The organism is Kitasatospora sp. NPDC002551 (assembly GCF_040296005.1).
GTDB lineage: Bacteria > Actinomycetota > Actinomycetes > Streptomycetales > Streptomycetaceae > Kitasatospora.
Genome location: NZ_JBEOWI010000056.1, coordinates 1 through 15,294, shown reverse-complemented (window position 1 = coordinate 15,294; position 15,294 = coordinate 1). Strand labels below are relative to the sequence as shown.

13 protein-coding genes are annotated in these 15,294 nt (G+C 73.9%); 7 read left to right on the top strand and 6 right to left on the bottom strand.

Annotated features, from left to right (window positions below; genetic code table 11):
• Window positions 1–156 precede the first annotated feature (156 nt).
• Together ABT093_RS33010 and ABT093_RS33005 are read right to left on the bottom strand one after the other, a co-directional pair.
• Complete coding sequence (locus ABT093_RS33010) at window positions 157–756, bottom strand: nucleotidyltransferase family protein (RefSeq protein WP_350570633.1); 600 nt, start codon at window positions 754–756, stop codon at window positions 157–159.
• Window positions 757–846: 90 nt separating this feature from the next.
• Entirely contained in the window at window positions 847–1,872 is a 1,026-nt protein-coding gene (locus ABT093_RS33005; RefSeq protein ID WP_350570631.1) for a GlxA family transcriptional regulator, read from the bottom strand.
• Between the two features lie 122 nt (window positions 1,873–1,994).
• Here ABT093_RS33005 and ABT093_RS33000 point away from each other — a divergent pair, with 122 nt between their 5' ends.
• The 3 genes from ABT093_RS33000 (at window position 1,995) to ABT093_RS32990 (ending at window position 5,559) form a co-directional block, all read left to right on the top strand.
• The gene (locus tag ABT093_RS33000) at window positions 1,995–2,909 is read left to right on the top strand and encodes an NAD-dependent epimerase/dehydratase family protein (RefSeq protein ID WP_350570629.1); all 915 of its coding nucleotides are present in this window, start codon (window positions 1,995–1,997) and stop codon (window positions 2,907–2,909) included.
• A gap of 104 nt (window positions 2,910–3,013) precedes the next feature.
• Entirely contained in the window at window positions 3,014–3,784 is a 771-nt protein-coding gene (locus ABT093_RS32995) for an HNH endonuclease family protein (protein ID WP_350570628.1), read from the top strand.
• Between the two features lie 134 nt (window positions 3,785–3,918).
• A complete protein-coding gene (locus ABT093_RS32990) occupies window positions 3,919–5,559 on the top strand; it encodes an alpha/beta hydrolase (RefSeq protein ID WP_350570627.1) in 1,641 nt (546 codons plus the stop codon).
• Between the two features lie 62 nt (window positions 5,560–5,621).
• Here ABT093_RS32990 and ABT093_RS32985 read toward each other — a convergent pair whose 3' ends face one another.
• The gene (locus tag ABT093_RS32985) at window positions 5,622–8,066 is read right to left on the bottom strand and encodes a glycosyltransferase family 39 protein (protein ID WP_350570625.1); all 2,445 of its coding nucleotides are present in this window, start codon (window positions 8,064–8,066) and stop codon (window positions 5,622–5,624) included.
• A 100-nt stretch (window positions 8,067–8,166) separates the two neighbouring features.
• Entirely contained in the window at window positions 8,167–9,291 is a 1,125-nt protein-coding gene (locus ABT093_RS32980; protein ID WP_350570624.1) for an alpha/beta hydrolase, read from the bottom strand.
• A gap of 188 nt (window positions 9,292–9,479) precedes the next feature.
• Between ABT093_RS32980 and ABT093_RS32975 the strand changes: the two genes are divergently transcribed.
• From ABT093_RS32975 to ABT093_RS32965, 3 genes are all read left to right on the top strand, one after another.
• Window positions 9,480–10,460: a hypothetical protein gene (locus tag ABT093_RS32975; protein ID WP_350570623.1), complete on the top strand. Its 981-nt coding sequence runs from the start codon at window positions 9,480–9,482 to the stop codon at window positions 10,458–10,460.
• A 135-nt stretch (window positions 10,461–10,595) separates the two neighbouring features.
• Window positions 10,596–11,342 (top strand): phosphotransferase family protein, encoded by a 747-nt coding sequence (locus ABT093_RS32970; RefSeq protein ID WP_350570621.1) that lies wholly within the window; start codon window positions 10,596–10,598, stop codon window positions 11,340–11,342.
• A gap of 218 nt (window positions 11,343–11,560) precedes the next feature.
• The gene (locus ABT093_RS32965) at window positions 11,561–12,370 is read left to right on the top strand and encodes a hypothetical protein (RefSeq protein WP_350570620.1); all 810 of its coding nucleotides are present in this window, start codon (window positions 11,561–11,563) and stop codon (window positions 12,368–12,370) included.
• Window positions 12,371–12,376: 6 nt separating this feature from the next.
• On the opposite strand, the gene ABT093_RS32960 is transcribed toward ABT093_RS32965, so the two are convergent.
• Window positions 12,377–13,267, bottom strand: coding sequence for a hypothetical protein (locus tag ABT093_RS32960; protein WP_350570618.1), 891 nt, complete (start codon window positions 13,265–13,267; stop codon window positions 12,377–12,379).
• Window positions 13,268–13,353: 86 nt separating this feature from the next.
• Window positions 13,354–13,818 carry a hypothetical protein gene (locus ABT093_RS32955; RefSeq protein WP_350570616.1) on the bottom strand — a complete coding sequence of 155 codons (465 nt, stop codon included), beginning with the start codon at window positions 13,816–13,818 and terminating at the stop codon, window positions 13,354–13,356.
• Window positions 13,819–14,029: 211 nt separating this feature from the next.
• Here ABT093_RS32955 and ABT093_RS32950 point away from each other — a divergent pair.
• The coding region (locus tag ABT093_RS32950) for a putative Ig domain-containing protein (RefSeq protein ID WP_350570615.1) at window positions 14,030–15,294 on the top strand (1,265 nt) is incomplete at its 3' end.

The following is a 15,294-nucleotide window of genomic DNA, read 5'->3' as shown; positions in this document are numbered from 1 at the left end:
AGGCGCGGCGCGGAATGCGGCAATCCTCAGGGAGGAATCAGGGGTGTGCGCTCGATCGATCGGCGGTGAGGAGGAGAGGCCTCCCCCTTGCGTGGGATGCGGATCCCCGACCCGGTCGGACGGGGCGGACACCTGCGGCCCGGTGCGGCCCGTGAGTCACTCCGCGCCCCACCGGGCGAGGTCGTCCGGGGTGTCCAGGTCGTCCGGGGCGGCGACGTCGGCGCACTCGACCAGGATGAGGTCGTCCGGATGCGCCGCCAGCAGGGCGCGCGCCCCCGCGTCCCCGCGCGCGCCCTCCACCGCCTCGGCGAAGTACCGGGCCCCGATCAGCACCGGGTGCCCGCGCCGCCCCTTGTACGCCGCGGCGGCCAGCTGCGCCCCGGCCCGGTGGGCGGCCAGCAGCCGGGCCACCGCGGCCGGGCTCACCCCCGGTGTGTCGACCAGCATCACCAGGGCCGCCGAGGACCGGGCCGGCAGCGCGGCCAGGCCGGCCCGCAGCGAGGAGCCCATGCCCCGCGCCCAGTCCGGGTTGGCGACCAGGCGGCAGCCCGGCAGGTGGGCCGTCGACCGCACCCGCTCCCGGTCCGCGCCCAGCACCACCGTCACCTCCCGGCAGCCGCCCGCCCGGGCCACCGCCACCGCGTGCTCCACCAGCGGCCGGCCCCGGTACCGGAGCAGCGCCTTCGGCCGCCCGCCCAGCCGCCGCCCGCCCCCGGCGGCCAGCACCAGGGCGGCCACCGCATCGCTTCGTCCCATGCGCCCAGCGTGCCCGCCCCGGCCGCCGCCGCGCAGCCCGCCCGGCCGTTCGGCCGTCCGGTCCGGGGGGCCGTCCGGTCCGGGGGGCCGTCAGCCCTTCCCGCGGGGCGTGGGGCGGGTGAAGTGGGCGCGGTAGGCGCGCGGGGTCATGCCGACGCGCTGGAGGAGGTGGCGGCGCAGCGAGTCGGGGGTGACGAAGCCGGTCCGGGTGGCGACCTGGTCGACCGGCAGGGCGGTGGACTCCAGCAGCTCCCGGGCCTGTTCGAGGCGCTGGGTGAGCAGCCACTGGAGCGGGGTGGTCCCGGTCTCGGCCTGGAAGCGGCGGTTGAGGGTGCGCACGCTCACCCCCGCGTGGGCGGCGAGGGCGGCCAGGGTGAGCGGTTCGGTGAGCCGGGCGAGGGCCCAGGCGCGGGTGGCGGTGAGCGAGCTGCCGTCCGGGGCGGCCACCGGGGTCGGCAGGACCTGGCCCTGGCCCCCGTCGCGGACCGCCGAGAGCGCCGCCAGCCGGGCCACCGCGTTGGCCACCGCCGCGCCGTGGTCGGTGCGGACCATGTGCAGGCACAGGTCGATGCCGGCGGTGAGCCCGGCCGAGGTGAGCACCGGGCCGTCGTCGACGAACAGCGCCTGCGGGAGCACCCGCACCTTGGGGAAGCGGTGCTCCAGCGCGCCCGCCTGCACCCAGTAGGTGGTGGCGCTGTGCCCGTCGAGCAGCCCGGCCTGGGCCAGGACGAAGGCGCCGGTGCAGATCGAGGCCATCCGGGCGCCCCGTTCGGCCGCCGTGCGCAGGGCGGTGAGGATCCGTTCGTCGGCGTCGGCGCGGGAGGCCGATCCGGTCACCAGGACGGTGTCGGCCGTGGCGATCGCCTCCAGACCGTGCGGGACGATCACCTGGAGGCTGCTGGTGCTCGCCACCGGGCCCGGCTCGATCGTGCAGACCCGCACCTCGTAGGCCGGGCGGCCGTCCAGCTCGGCGGAGCCGAAGACGATCTCGGGGATGGTGAGGTCGAAGGCGGTCACCGGGGGCACGGCGACGACCGCGACCCGGTGGACGTCCGCGACGCGGACGACGTCGTCGGCGCGGTGGGCGCAGGCGGGCGGGCGCGCGGCTGGGGACATGGCCAGAACCTCCGGAACCTTGGCAGCCGGAGCCCTGCCGTGCGGCCGGGCCCTGGCCGAGAGTTGATCACGGCGCCGCCCCGTCGGACGCCACCACCCCTCGGCCAACCCAGGAGCCTTCCATGTCCTTCCACGTCGTCACCGGCGCCGGCCCGACCGGCACCGCCACCGCCCTGCGCCTGGCCGGATCGGGTGAGCGGGTGCGCCTCGTCACCCGGCGCGGCACCGGCCCCGAGCACCCGGCCGTCGAGCGGGTCGCCGCCGACGCCACCGACGCCGACGCCCTCACCGCCCTGGTCGACGGCGCGGCCTCGCTGATCAACTGCGCCGCCCCGCCGTACCACCGCTGGCTGACCGAGTTCCCGCCGCTGGCCGCGGCCCTGCTGACCGCCGCCGAACGGACCGGCGCGGGCTACGTGATGCTCGGCAACGTGTACGGCTACGGCCCGGTGGACGGCCCGCTCACCGAGGACCTGCCGGCCGCCCCGAGCAGCCGCAAGGGCGCGCTGCGGGCGGCCCTGTGGGCGGACGCGCTGGCCGCCCACGAGGCGGGCCGGGCGCGGGTCACCGAGGTGCGGGCCAGCGACTTCCTCGGGCGCACCGCGACCTCCCTGTTCGCCTTCACCGTCGCGCCCGCGGTGGTGGCGGGCGAGCCGGTCGGCTACCCCGCCGACCTGGACGCGCCGCACAGCTGGAGCTACGTCGGGGACGTGGCCGACACCCTGGTCGCCGCGGCGCGCGACGAGGCGTCCTGGGGCCGGGCCTGGCACGTGCCCAGCACCGGCGAGGAGTCCGCCCGCGAGCTGGCCGGGCTGCTGGCGAAGGCGGCCGGCGCGCCGGAGCCGGCGCTCACCGCGCTCGCGGCGGCGGAGCTGGCCCGGTCCGGGGACGAGATCCTCGCCGAGGTCGAGGAGATGGGCTACCTCTACGACCGGCCGCTGCTGCTCGACTCGGCGGTCACCCGGGAGGTGCTGGGGGTGGCGGCGACGCCGCTGGAGACGGTGGTCGAGGAGATCGTCCGGGACCTGCGGGTGTGAGCTTCGCCATGATCGAAATGGTCCCTGTTGTGGTGTCTTGACCCCCTGCGGGGCGGCTGGTCTGCTGGTGCGCCGTCAGCCGCCCGCCCACCTGGGGAGTCCCCGTGCCCGCCCGTCGCACCACCCTGTCCGCCGCCGCCGTCTTCCTGATATCCGCCCTGGTGCTGAGCAGCTGCTCGGACGACGGGAAGAAGGACGGCGGCGCCGCCTCCACCGGGGCCGGGGCGGCGGGCGCCGCGGGCCGGGGCACCAGCCCCCTGGAGAACCCCGACGGCACCAAGCCCGGTCTGGCGCCGCTCGCCACGCCCGAGGAGCAGAAGGCGGGCCGCGCGCTGATCGCCAAGGTCGCCACCGCCGCGGCCGGCCCCAAGGACGGCTACGACCGCAACGAGTTCGGCCCGGCCTGGACCGACAACGTGGACGGCATACCCGGCGGCCACAACAGCTGCGACACCCGCAACGACCTGCTGGCCCGCGACGGTTCGGCCGTCGAGTACAAGGACGGCTCGAAGTGCACGGTCACCTCGATGACCATCCACGACCCGTACACCGGCAAGGCGGTGCAGTGGAACAAGCAGCAGGCCTCGAAGATCCAGATCGACCACGTGATGCCGCTCTCCTACGACTGGCAGATGGGCGCGAGCAAGTGGGAGAAGCTGAAGCGGGTGCAGATCGCCAACGACCCGCTCAACCTCATCCCGGCCGACGGCTCGCAGAACGCCTCCAAGGGCGACTCCGGCCCGTCCGCCTGGCTGCCCGCCGATCCGGAGATCCGCTGCGCGTACGCGGTGCGCTTCGCGCAGGTGTCGCTGAAGTACCAGCTGCCGGTGACGGAGGCGGACAAGAAGGCGATGCTGCAGCAGTGCGGCGGCTGACGGGCGGCTGAGGAATCGATTCTCCGGAGGGTTCGCCGCTCTTTGTCACGAAGTGTGCGCGGCGGGCGGGGCGCGGCGGCTGGGGCGCCGTCAACCGTGTGATCGTCAGGTGGTATTCGTGTGCGGTGCATTCGATGATCACCCGGTTCTCGCGACGCGCCCTGCCCGCCGTCGCCGCCGTCACCCTGCTGGCCTCCTGCAGCAGTTCGGGCGGCACCACCGGCGCGGCCTCCGGCGCGCCGTCCACCGCCGCGACCACCGCGCCCTCGCCCGGCGCGACCGAGGCGCCCACCCCGACCGCCACGCCCACGCCGACGCCGACCGTGAAGCCCACCGGGCAGGCGGACCCGGCCCTCCAGGCCTTCTACGGCCAGCAGCTCGGCTGGGCGGCCTGCAAGGACGACCCGAAGACCGAGAAGATCGACGAGTCGGCGGTGCAGTGCACCACCCTCAAGGTCCCGCTGGACTACGCCAACCCGGCCGGCGAGACCCTGGACGTCGCCGTGGTCCGCAAGCCCGCCACCAAGCCCGACCAGCGGATCGGCTCCGTCGTCGTCAACCCCGGCGGCCCCGGCGGCACCGGCGTCGGCTTCGTCCAGCGCAACTCCGACTACTTCCAGAAGGGCGTCCGGGAGCGCTTCGACACCGTCGGTTTCGACCCGCGCGGCGTCGGCGGCACCTCCCCGGTGAACTGCCTCGACGACAAGGTCCGCGACGACTGGGTCAGCACCGACAACCCCGGCGCGGACCACGGCAAGGTGCTCGCCGACGCCTGCCAGGCCAAGTACGGCAAGCTGCTGCCCTTCATCGGCACCCGCAACTCGGTGCGCGACATGGACGTGCTGCGCGGTGCGCTCGGCGAGCAGAAGCTCACCTACTTCGGCCTCTCCTACGGCACCTACATCGGCAGCGTCTACGCCGAGGAGTTCCCCGACCGCGTCGGCCGGCTCGTCCTGGACGGCGCGGTCGACCCGTCCCTGCCGCTCGCCCAGCACAACATCGAGCAGTACGCCGGGTTCGAGCGCTCGCTCAACGCCTTCGCCGCCCACTGCGCCAAGAAGGCCCAGTGCCCGCTCGGCAAGGACCCCGACAAGGCCGCGGGCAAGCTCGCCGACTTCCTCGACGGGCTCAAGCAGAAGCCGCTCCCCACGTCGACCGGCCGCGTCGTCACCGCCACCGCCGCGTGGACCGGCATGATCGAGGGCCTGTACGGCGACGAGAGCGCCTGGGACGAGCTGCGGACCGTGGTGACCCAGGCCATGGTCAACGGCAAGGGCGACCACCTGCTCGCCTACGCCGACTCCTACAACCGGCGCGACAAGGAAGGCCACTACAGCGTCTCCGCCGACGCCTACACCGCCATCCACTGCGCCGACGGGGCGACCGACGTCCCGGCCGGCGACGCGCTCCAGGCCGCGTACGCCGAACTGGCCGCCAAGGCCCCGCTGATCAGCCGGCACGAGCCGAGCGCGGCCATCTTCGATCCGGACTGCCGGACCTGGCCGTTCCGTTCGACCGAGCGGCAGCACGCCATCACCTCCAAGGCCCAGGCACCGATCGTCGTGGTCGGCTCCACCGGCGACGCGGCCACGCCGTACGCCAACGCCGAGAAGCTCGCCGCCCAACTCGGCAACGCCGTGCTGCTCACTCGCGACGGCGAGGGGCACACCGGGTACGGCTGGAGCGCCTGCATCAGGACCGCGGTGGACACCTTCCTGCTGGAAGGCACCGCGCCGGCCGCCGGGACGCGCTGCGCGAGCGACCCCGCCCAGTAGCGGGAGGGCCGACGGCGGCGGGGCGCGCCACGGTCGTCCACCGTGGCGCGCCCCGCCGCCGGTCAGGAAGTCGGGGACTGGCTGAGGTCGTAGAAGGTCGAGCCGCCGACCGTCCTGGCGGTGTAGTGGCTCGTCACCCACTCCTCGATCTCGGCGGTCTGCGACCGGCCCGACCCGCCGCCCGGGCCGCCGGGCCCGGTGTCGGTGCCGCCCGCCTCGCCGCCGGCGGCGCGCAACGAGCCGCCGGCGATGAACCAGTGCACCTTGCCCTCCTGCACGTACTGCTGGAAGGCGCTCAGACTGAGCGAGGGGTCGCTGCTGTTGAAGCCGCCGAGGGCCATCACCGGGACGCCGGAGGCGAGTTGGTAGCTGGCGGCGTTCTGCGAACCGCTGGTCGCGGCGGCCCAGCGGTAGCCGTCGGCGCCCTCCTTCAGCAGACCGGCCGCCTTGTCGCTCACCTTGGCGCCGTTGAGCAGCCCGTTCATGCCGACGGGGCCGCCGGCGAAGGCGTACGGGCCCGGCCCGCCGCCGCCGTTCGGGGTACGGCCGCCTCGGCCGCCGTCCTGCCGCGGGAGGCCGAGGCCCGGGGCGCCGTCCGGAGCACCGTCCTGACCGCCGTCCTGCTGCGGCGTGATCTGCCACAGCACCGGTCCGCCATCCGCGCCACCGGGGCCTCGTCGCCCGCCGCCCGGCCCGAAGCCGCCCTGCACGGCCGGACCGGCCAGCACGATCGAGCCCTGGTGCGGGGTGTCGACCGTCTCCACCGCGTACGCCGCCGGACCGCCCAGCGCCGCCGCCGCACCGACCAGACCCGCCACCGCGGTCAGCCGCCCGGCGAGCCGCGAGCGCCCGGCCGGGGCGCCGCCGTCCGCGAGCCCGTCCGCGAGCCCGTCCGCCCGGCGCGCCGGCCGTGCCGCCAGCGGTCCGGCCACCGCCAGCGCCACCGCCGCGAGCAGCCCGCCCGCCAGCACTGTCGGCCGCAGCCACGGCAGGAAGTCCGTGCTGCGCCCGAGCAGGACGTACGCCCACACCGCCGTCACCGCGAGCGTGCCGGCCAGCACCGCCGCGTACGGCAGCCGGTGCCGCGCCCGCCACAGCCCGTCCACGCCCATGCCGACCAGCGCCGCGACCGCCGGGGCCAGCGCCACCGTGTAGTACTGGTGGAAGATCCCGGACATGAAGCTGAAGGTCAGCGCGGTGCAGAGCAGCCAGCCGCCCCAGACCAGGAAGGCCGTGCGCGCGGTGTCCGTCCGGGCGAGCCGCCGGGTGGCCCACAGGCCGAACACCAGCAGGATCAGCGCGGCCGGCATCAGCCAGGCGATCTGCCCGCCGATGTCACCGTCGAACAGCCGGGTGATGCCGGTCCGGCCCCAGCCGCCCCCGCCGCGCATCCCACCGGGCGAGGCCCCGGCCGGCGCGCCGCCGGCCGCGTTGCCGAACGCGCCCTCCAGCCCGGCCGGGAGCCGGCCCGGTCCGCCGCCGACGCTGCCGGTCTCGTTGCCGTTGAGCCGGCCGATCCCGTTGTAGCCGAAGGTGAGCGAGAGGAAGCTGTTGTCCTGCGAGCCGCCGACGTACGGCCGCGCCGAGGCGGGGACCAGCTCGACCACCGCGACCCACCAGCCGCCCGCGACCACCATGGCCAGCCCGCCGGCCAGCAGTTGGCGCACCCGGCGCCACAGCCCGGTCGGCGCCACCACCAGGTAGACCAGCGCGAACGCCGGCAGCACGAGGAACGCCTGGAGCGTCTTGGTGAGGAAGGCGAGCCCGAACATCACCCCGGTGAACACCAGCCACCGGGTGCCGGCCACCTCGACGGCCCGCAGCAGGCCGTACGCGGCCAGCGTGAGCAGCAGCACCAGCAGCGCGTCCGGGTTGTTGAAGCGGAACATCAGCGCCGCCACCGGCGTCAGCGCGAACACCACACCCGCCAGCAGACCGGCGAGCGGCGAGAAGCGCCGGCGCACCGTCGCGTACAGCACGGCCACCGTGGCCACCGCCATCAGGGCCTGCGGAGCCAGCACCGACCAGGAGGAGAGCCCGAACAGGCGCGCCGAGAGCGCCATCGGCCAGAGCGCCAGCGGCGGCTTGTCGACGGTGATGAAGTTCCCGGCGTCCGAGGAGCCGTAGAAGAAGGCCTTCCAGCTCTCGCTGCCCGCCTGGGCGGCGGCCGAGTAGAAGGCGTTGGCCCAGCCGGAGGCCGACAGGCCCCGGAGATAGAGCACGGCCGTGGCGGCCAGCAGCGCGAGCAGCGCGGGCCGCACCCAGCGCGGGTCGTCGGCGCGCCCGCGCCAGGTCCGGCCCGGCAGGGTGCGCAGCCGCCGCGCCCAGGAGGCCGGGCCCTCGGGGCCGGTCGGCGGCAGCGGGAACTCCGGGTACAGCGGCGGCTCGGCGGGCCGCAGGGGTGCCGTTCCCTCCGGCGGAGGGGCGGGCGGCAGGACCGGGGGCGGGTAGTCACCGGCCTCCGGCCAGGGCTCGCCGGCCGGTGGGATGTGGCTGGTCGTCGTCATGGGCGCTACGCTCGGGCGCCCGGCTGAGAGAAGGGTGAGAGCCGCGTATGAGCGGCCTGTGATCCTGGCCGCGAGCTCGGTCAGGTGGCCCGCGTCGCCGTCACGCGGCCTGCGGCATCGTCAGGTGCTTGCCGAGCCACTCCAGGGCGGGCGGGATCTCCCGCGTCCAGGTGTGGAAGTTGTGGCCGCCGGTGTCGAGGGTGATCGTGGAGAGCTTGGTCGGTGCCTTGAAGGCGTTGACCATCGCCTGCGTGCCCTCGTAGTTGTTCTCGTCGTAGCTGGTGGCGAGCAGCAGCGCGACCGGTGCGGCGGGCTTGTTCTTCAGGCGCCAGACCAGGTCGTTCTCCTGCTTCAGCTGGGCGTTGCCCGCGAAGAGGTCGCCGGTGGTCTCGTCGATCGGCGCGGTGTAGTAGCCGGAGAGCGAGACCGCGGACCGGTAGGCGTCCGGCTTGCGCAGCGCGAACTTGAGGGCGCAGTAGCCGCCGGTCGAGTTGCCGATCACGGCGCGGTTGGCCGGGTCGGTGCCGATCCGGTAGTTGGCGGCCAGCGCCGTCGGCAGGTCGCTGGTGAAGAAGGTCTCCACCTGCGGCCCGCCGGGGACGTCCATGCACTCGGTGTCGCGGTTGCCGGACAGGGTCGGGCGCATCAGCACCAGGACGGTCGGCGGCAGCTTGTTCTGCTCGATCGCGGTGAGCGCGGACGCCGGGTACTGCATCAGCGTGATCAGCTTCTCCGCCGAGCCCGGGTAGCCGGCCAGCACCAGGGCCATCGGGAACTTGCGCTGCGCGTACTCCGGCTGGAAGTACTGCGGCGGCAGGTAGACGAAGGCGTCGCTGCTCAGGCCGCTGGCGCTGCCCCGGACCGAGACCTCCTGGATCAGCCCGGAGCGGTCGCGGGCCGAGCCCTGCGCCGAGTACATGTTCTTCTCGCCCGTGACGGCGAGCGCGGCGGCCGCGTTCGGCTGGTGGTCGACCACCGTGCCGGGCTTGCCGTTGGTGCCGAGCAGGTCGCTCCAGGAGCTGTAGAAGCCGAAGTAGCCGTTGGCGATCAGCCCCATGGCGACGAGCACCGAGACCTGGGTGGCGAGGAACGCGCCGATCCGGCCGGTCCAGGACTTCCAGCCGCGGCCACCGAATCTCGGCCAGAGCCACATCGTGGCGGCGAAGACGCCGATCGCGATGACGGAGGCGATGATCTGGAGGGGAAGACCCGTGAGGCTGAGCACCTCCTGATCGTAGTTGACGCCGGGGACCGCGCCGTGCGCTCCGTCGTACGCCCCCGCTACGCTTCAGTGCGCTGTAAGTACGCCCTGTTGACCGTGCTTTGTCGTATCGGGATCATGTCGGCGGGGACAGCGGATGGCACGGAGTGTGCATGCATCGGTACCGAGAGAACACCCCGGGGGAGCGGCAAATGAAGTCCTTCACCAAGGCCGGCGTCGCGGTGGGAACCGCCCTGCTGCTGGCGGCCTGTTCGAGTGGCGGTTCGGGCGGATCCGGCGGTTCGAGCGCCTCCGGCGACTCGTCCTCGTCCGGCCCGTCGGACCGCTTCACCGCCCTGCCCGCCCCGACGTCGACCCCGACGCCGACGCCCACGCCGACACCGACGCCGTACGGGCCCGTGCTCGCCGGCTACATCGACCCGGTCGGCGCGGCGCTGGGCAAGATCAACCCGGCCGCCAACATGAACAACTTCATGATCGGCCTCCAGGAGGCGGCCAGCGCCGCCAACTCCGCGAGCAGCGGGCTCGGCCTCAGCGACACCCCGGCGGCCGTCGGCACCACCAAGCGCCAGTTGACGACGGCCCTGTCGCAGCTCGCCACCGACCTGACCAAGATCCGCAGCGACATCAAGGCCAAGACCTTCTGCACCACCGGCTCGGCCTACGCCCAGGTCGGCCTGTCCGAAGGCCTGAAGGCGATCCCGGCCATCCTCGCCGAGCTGGCCGCCGCGGGGTACCCCACCACCTTCACCGTCCCGCAGACGCCGCCGCTGCAGACCCGCTCGAAGGAGAACGACACCTTCGTCACCAAGGGCCGGCTGCGCGGTCTGGGCGAGCTGAGCGTCGACAACTCCGACGGCACCACCGACTCCGTCGTCTCGCTGTCCCAGAACGGCAAGGCGGTGCACTCGCTGTACGTCGGCAAGGGCAAGAAGGCGTCGATCCAGGGCATCGAGGACGGCACCTACGACGTCTTCTTCTCCGACGGCGTCGACTGGGACCCGTCGCTGAAGATGTTCACCCAGAACTGCAGTTACACGAAGTTCGACGAGACGATGGCCTTCGAGACCAAGCGGACGACCTACTCGACCTGGTCGATCACGCTGACCGCGCAGGTCGGCGGCAACGCGAAGACCAGCGACGTGGACGAGGAGGAGTTCCCGCAGCCGTAGGCGGGACCGGGTTCCGCGGAGGGGGCACCGCCGGCCGCAGCGCCGGCGGTGCCCCCTCGCCGCTCCGTCGGGGGGTGACCTCCCAGGCGGTAAACCCGGCGACGCCGGCGATCGTCCCCGGGATACTGGTGGCCCATGGATGAGGTCGAAGTCGTCGTCGCCCATTCCGAGCGCGCGACCCTGCGCGTCGGCGACGTGTTCCTGAAGGTGGACGCCGATCAGGCGCGCATCGACGCCGAGGTCGAGGCGATGTCCCTCGCTCCGGTCCCGACCCCGAAGGTCCTGTGGCGCAAGCCGCCCGTGCTCGCGATCGCCGCGCTCCCGGGGACGACGCTCGGGCGCCTCGGCGGGCCGTCGACCGGGTCACCGGCGGCGTGGGCCGCGGCGGGCGCCGCCATCCGGAGGCTGCACGACGCGCCGCTGCCGCCCCGGCCCGGCCGGGCCGGCCGGAGCGTCGTCGCGCTGGCGGCGGAACTCGACGACGAGTGCGGGACGCTCGTGACGAACGGCCTCCTGCCCGCCGACCTGGTCACCCGCAACCGCCGGGTCGCCGAGGCGGCGCTCCGGCCGTGGACCCCGGCGTTCACGCACGGCGACCTGCAGATCGCGCACGTCTTCGTCGACGGCGGCGAGGTCACCGGCATCATCGACTGGTCCGAGGCGGGCCGGGGCGACGCCCTGTACGACCTCGCCACGTTCACGCTCGGGCACGAGGAGCACCTCGACGACGTCATCGCCGGATACGGCGCCGACATCGACCTCGACGTGATCCACGCGTGGTGGTCGTTGCGAAGCCTGCTGGCGGTCCGCTGGCTGATCGAGCACGGCTTCGACCCCTTCGCGCCGGGCTGCGAGGTCGACGTGCTGAGATCCCGGATGTGACGAACCGGCACACCCCCATGGAGGCACGGGGCAGGGCGAGGGAGTCGTCGGGGAGGACGGGCCCGAGGAGGTCGGGTTCCGGGGCCGCGAGCATCCGCGTCAAATCGCCACCGGCGGGGGGACCTTGGCCCGCCCCGGGGTGCGCCGACCCGAGCCCGTTCGGATGGTCGCCCGCCCGTTGCCGGACAATTGTCGGTGGCCCGTGCCAGACTCCCGGCATGGCTCCCGAACCGCTCGCCACCCTCACCTTCGCCGCCTGGCGCCGCTTCGACCGCGCCGCCGCCGCCCGCCTCGCCGCCCAGGTCGCGGGCAGCGTGGGCGGTCGGCTCGACCGTGTCGAGGAGGTCGAGCACCTGGGCGCGCCGCTGCACCGCGTGCTGGTCGAGCGCGGCGGGCGGACGTTCGCGCTGATACCGGGCGGGCGGGTCACCGTCGGGTTCGACGCGGCGGGCTGGCAGCCGTCCGCCGAACTCCTCGCCTGTTACCGGGAGGAGAGCGTCAGCCAGGGCTTCGGTGACGGGGACCTGCGCGCCCACCTCGCCCGGGTGCTCAGCCCGCGCCGGACCGTCACCGTGCCGACGGTGCTGATGGCCGTCGAGGACGAGCCGCTGGACGAGGAGCCCGCCGAGATGCCGGCCGTCCTCGCCCAGGACGGCCTGCGCCTGCCCACCCCCGACGAGTGGGAGCACGCCTGCGGCGCCGGCGCGCACACGCTGTTCCGCTGGGGCGACGAGTGCCCGCTCGACCGCATCCCGTACGGCGACGACACCGGCCCGCACGCCGGCCCCAACGCCTTCGGCCTGCACATCGCCCATGACACCTACCGCTCGGAGATCACCAGCGAGCCCGGGTCCATCTACGGCGGAGACGGCGGCGAGTCCGTCTGCGGCGGCTACGGCACCGTCCTCGCCTGGCTCCCGCTCGCCACCGCCAACCGGCACCCCGACCTCGCCGAGATGGTCTTCGGCGAGAACGGCGACGACCTCACCGACTGCCTCTCCACCCGCCCCGTGCTCCCTCTCCGCTGAGGAGGGCTACGCCGCCCGGCCTCCCTCGTCTCCCTCGCCGACCTCGTCTCCCTCGTCCTCCTCGTCCCACGCGGGGATGCTCCAGCGCAGCACCGTCCCGCCGTTCGCGTCGCGGTCGAGGGTGACGGGGTACACCCGGCCCCAGGCCCGTTCGCCGTGGTGCCGAACGGCGTGGTCGCCCTGGCACCAGCCGAAGCCGAGCACCGGGCAGCCGCCGACCTCGATCGCGCCGACGGTCAGCGGGCGGGTGCGGCCGGCGCACTCCAGGCGGTGGAAGTCGGTGTGCGGGGCGACGGAGGAGACCACGCCCGCGCCGTGGTTCTCGATCTCGGCGGCGAGCGCCCTCGCCCTGTCGAGGGGCAGGTCCAGCAGTCCGTAGCTGCCCCGCTCGTCACCCTCGAACTGCGGGATCCGCTCACCGCCGAACCGCTCGTGCGCCTCGTCCTCGTCGCGCCCCCAGTACGTGACGTCGGCGAGCCCGTCGGCCGGCTCGCCGTCGAGGCCGATCCAGGAGTCCAGCCCGACCGCGTCCCCGAGCAGCATCCCGCCCCGGTCCACCGGCAGGTCCCCGAGCGGCACGGGGGCCTCCCGCCCCTCCGGCCACGGGATCGCGAGCTCGACCTCCAGCACGGAGATCGCCGGCTCGTCGTCGAACGGCGACGGCGCCGTCCGGGCCCGCACCGCGAGCGCCCGCGTCCGGTCGACGGCGACGGCCACGGCCTCCGCCGGATCCTCCATGAGGTGCCCGCCCCCGGCACCCCGCGCCGCCGCCTCCCGGGCCCGCTCGGAGAGCGGCCGGCCGACCTGCGGCCAGTGGTCCACCCACAGCGAGATCCCGAAGACGAGGACGCCGGAGGGGGCGGTGACGGTCCCGAGGTGCGTGAAGCTGTCGTTCATACCCTCGATTCTGTCCTGTGGCCCGCCCCTGTCCCTGCCCCCGCCACTGCCGTCGACCTCGGCCGTGCCGGCGGGCGGGGGACCGGTCAGCGCGGGACCGGCCCGACGCCGCGAACCCACACGGGGAAGGGCACGGCCTCCGGCTCGGGCAGGTCCTCCTCCTCGACGTCCGAGCAGACCACCACGCCCGGGTTCCGGTCACTCAGGAACCCCTCGACCACCGCGCCCAGATCGTCGCACGGCACGTAGGCGCCGCCGAAGGGAAGGTCGTCCGCGGCCACCGACCCGGTCGAGCAGCGGAGCTGCCCGGCCCGGTCGTCGTGCCAGACGTAGAACGTCGCCACCCCCGCGTAGCCCGTTCCGCGGATGCGGAGCCGGAGGGCTTCGGCGGTCCGCTCGAAGGCGGCGACCACCTCCGGCACGGACAGGTCCTGCCGGTCGTCGTCCTGCCCGCCCAGCCACCAGGTGTTGGTCTCCCACTCCACCGGCCGGTCGGCCGGATCCAGCACCCGTGGCTCGTCCGCCACCTCGGCGATCCATGTCAACAGCATCCCGGAAGTGTCCCAGTGCGCCCCGGCGAACTCGAATGTCGGTGACGTGGGGAAGCGGGCCCTTGCGCCGTGGTCCTCCGGGGCGCGTGGTGGTCATCCGACCGAGTGACTTTCGTCCGCATGGTTGACCAATTGAAGTGGTCATGGCACTTTCGTGCGGCGCGGGCGTCCGCAACCGGTCGTACGCCTCGCATCCCCCACAAGGAGAGCCATGTTCAAGAGACTTGCCGCCGCGTCCGCCGCGAGCGTCGTCATCGCCGGGGCCCTGACCTCCCTGGCAGTCGCGCCCGCGCAGGCGGTGCAGGCCGGTGACCTGACGTCCACCATCGCGCTGAGCAACTGCTCCGCCTCGCTGGTGCGTTACCCCTCCTCGGTCGACACCGACCGGGCCCTCATGCTCACCAACGGCCACTGCCTGCCCACCATGCCGCCCGCCGGCCAGGTCATCCAGAACCAGAGCGCCAGCCGCAGCGGCACCCTGCTCAGCGCGTCGGGCGGCTCCCTCGGCACCGTGACGGCCGACAGGATCCTCTACGCCACGATGACCGGCACCGACGTCGCGCTGTACCAACTCACCGACACCTTCGGGTCGATCACCTCGAAGTTCGGCGCGACGGCGCTGACCATCAGCGACACGCACCCGGTCGACGGCTCGGCGATGTTCATCCCGTCCTCGTACTGGAAGCAGACCTGGAACTGCTCCGTCAACGGCTTCGTGGGCACGCTGCGCGAGGACGCGTGGACCTGGCGCGACTCCATCCGCTACAGCGCCGGCTGCAACACCACGCACGGCACCTCGGGTTCGCCGATCGTCGACGCCGCGACGAAGAAGGTCGTCGGCATCAACAACACCGGTAACGACGACGGCCAGATGTGCACGCTCAACAACCCCTGCGAGGTGGCGGCCGACGGCACCACCACCGCGACCAAGGGGCAGAGCTACGGCCAGGAGACCTACTGGTTCACCACCTGCCTGGGCACCGGGCGCGTCATCGACCTCAACGTCAGCGGCTGCCTGCTGACGAAGCCCGCGGGCAGCGGCTCCGTCTCGGTCGCGAACCCGGGCAACCAGTCGACGGCGGTGGGCGGTTCGGCGAACCTCCAGATACAGGCGAGCGGCGGCTCGACGCCGTACACCTACTCCGCCACCGGCCTGCCGGCCGGTCTCACCATCAACGCCTCCACCGGCGTGATCACCGGCACCGCGACCACGGCGGGAACCTACAACGTGACCGTCACCGCCAAGGACGCCGCGGCGAAGACGGGCAGCACGAGCTTCACCTGGACGGTCACCGGCGGCGGTGGCGGCACCTGCACGCCGGCGCAGCTGCTGGGCAACGCGGGCTTCGAGACGGGCACGGCGGCGCCGTGGACGCAGTCGAGCGGCGTGGTCGACAACTCCTCCTCGCAGGCGGCGCACGGCGGTTCGTGGAAGGCGTGGCTGAACGGCTACGGCTCGACCCACACCGACACGCT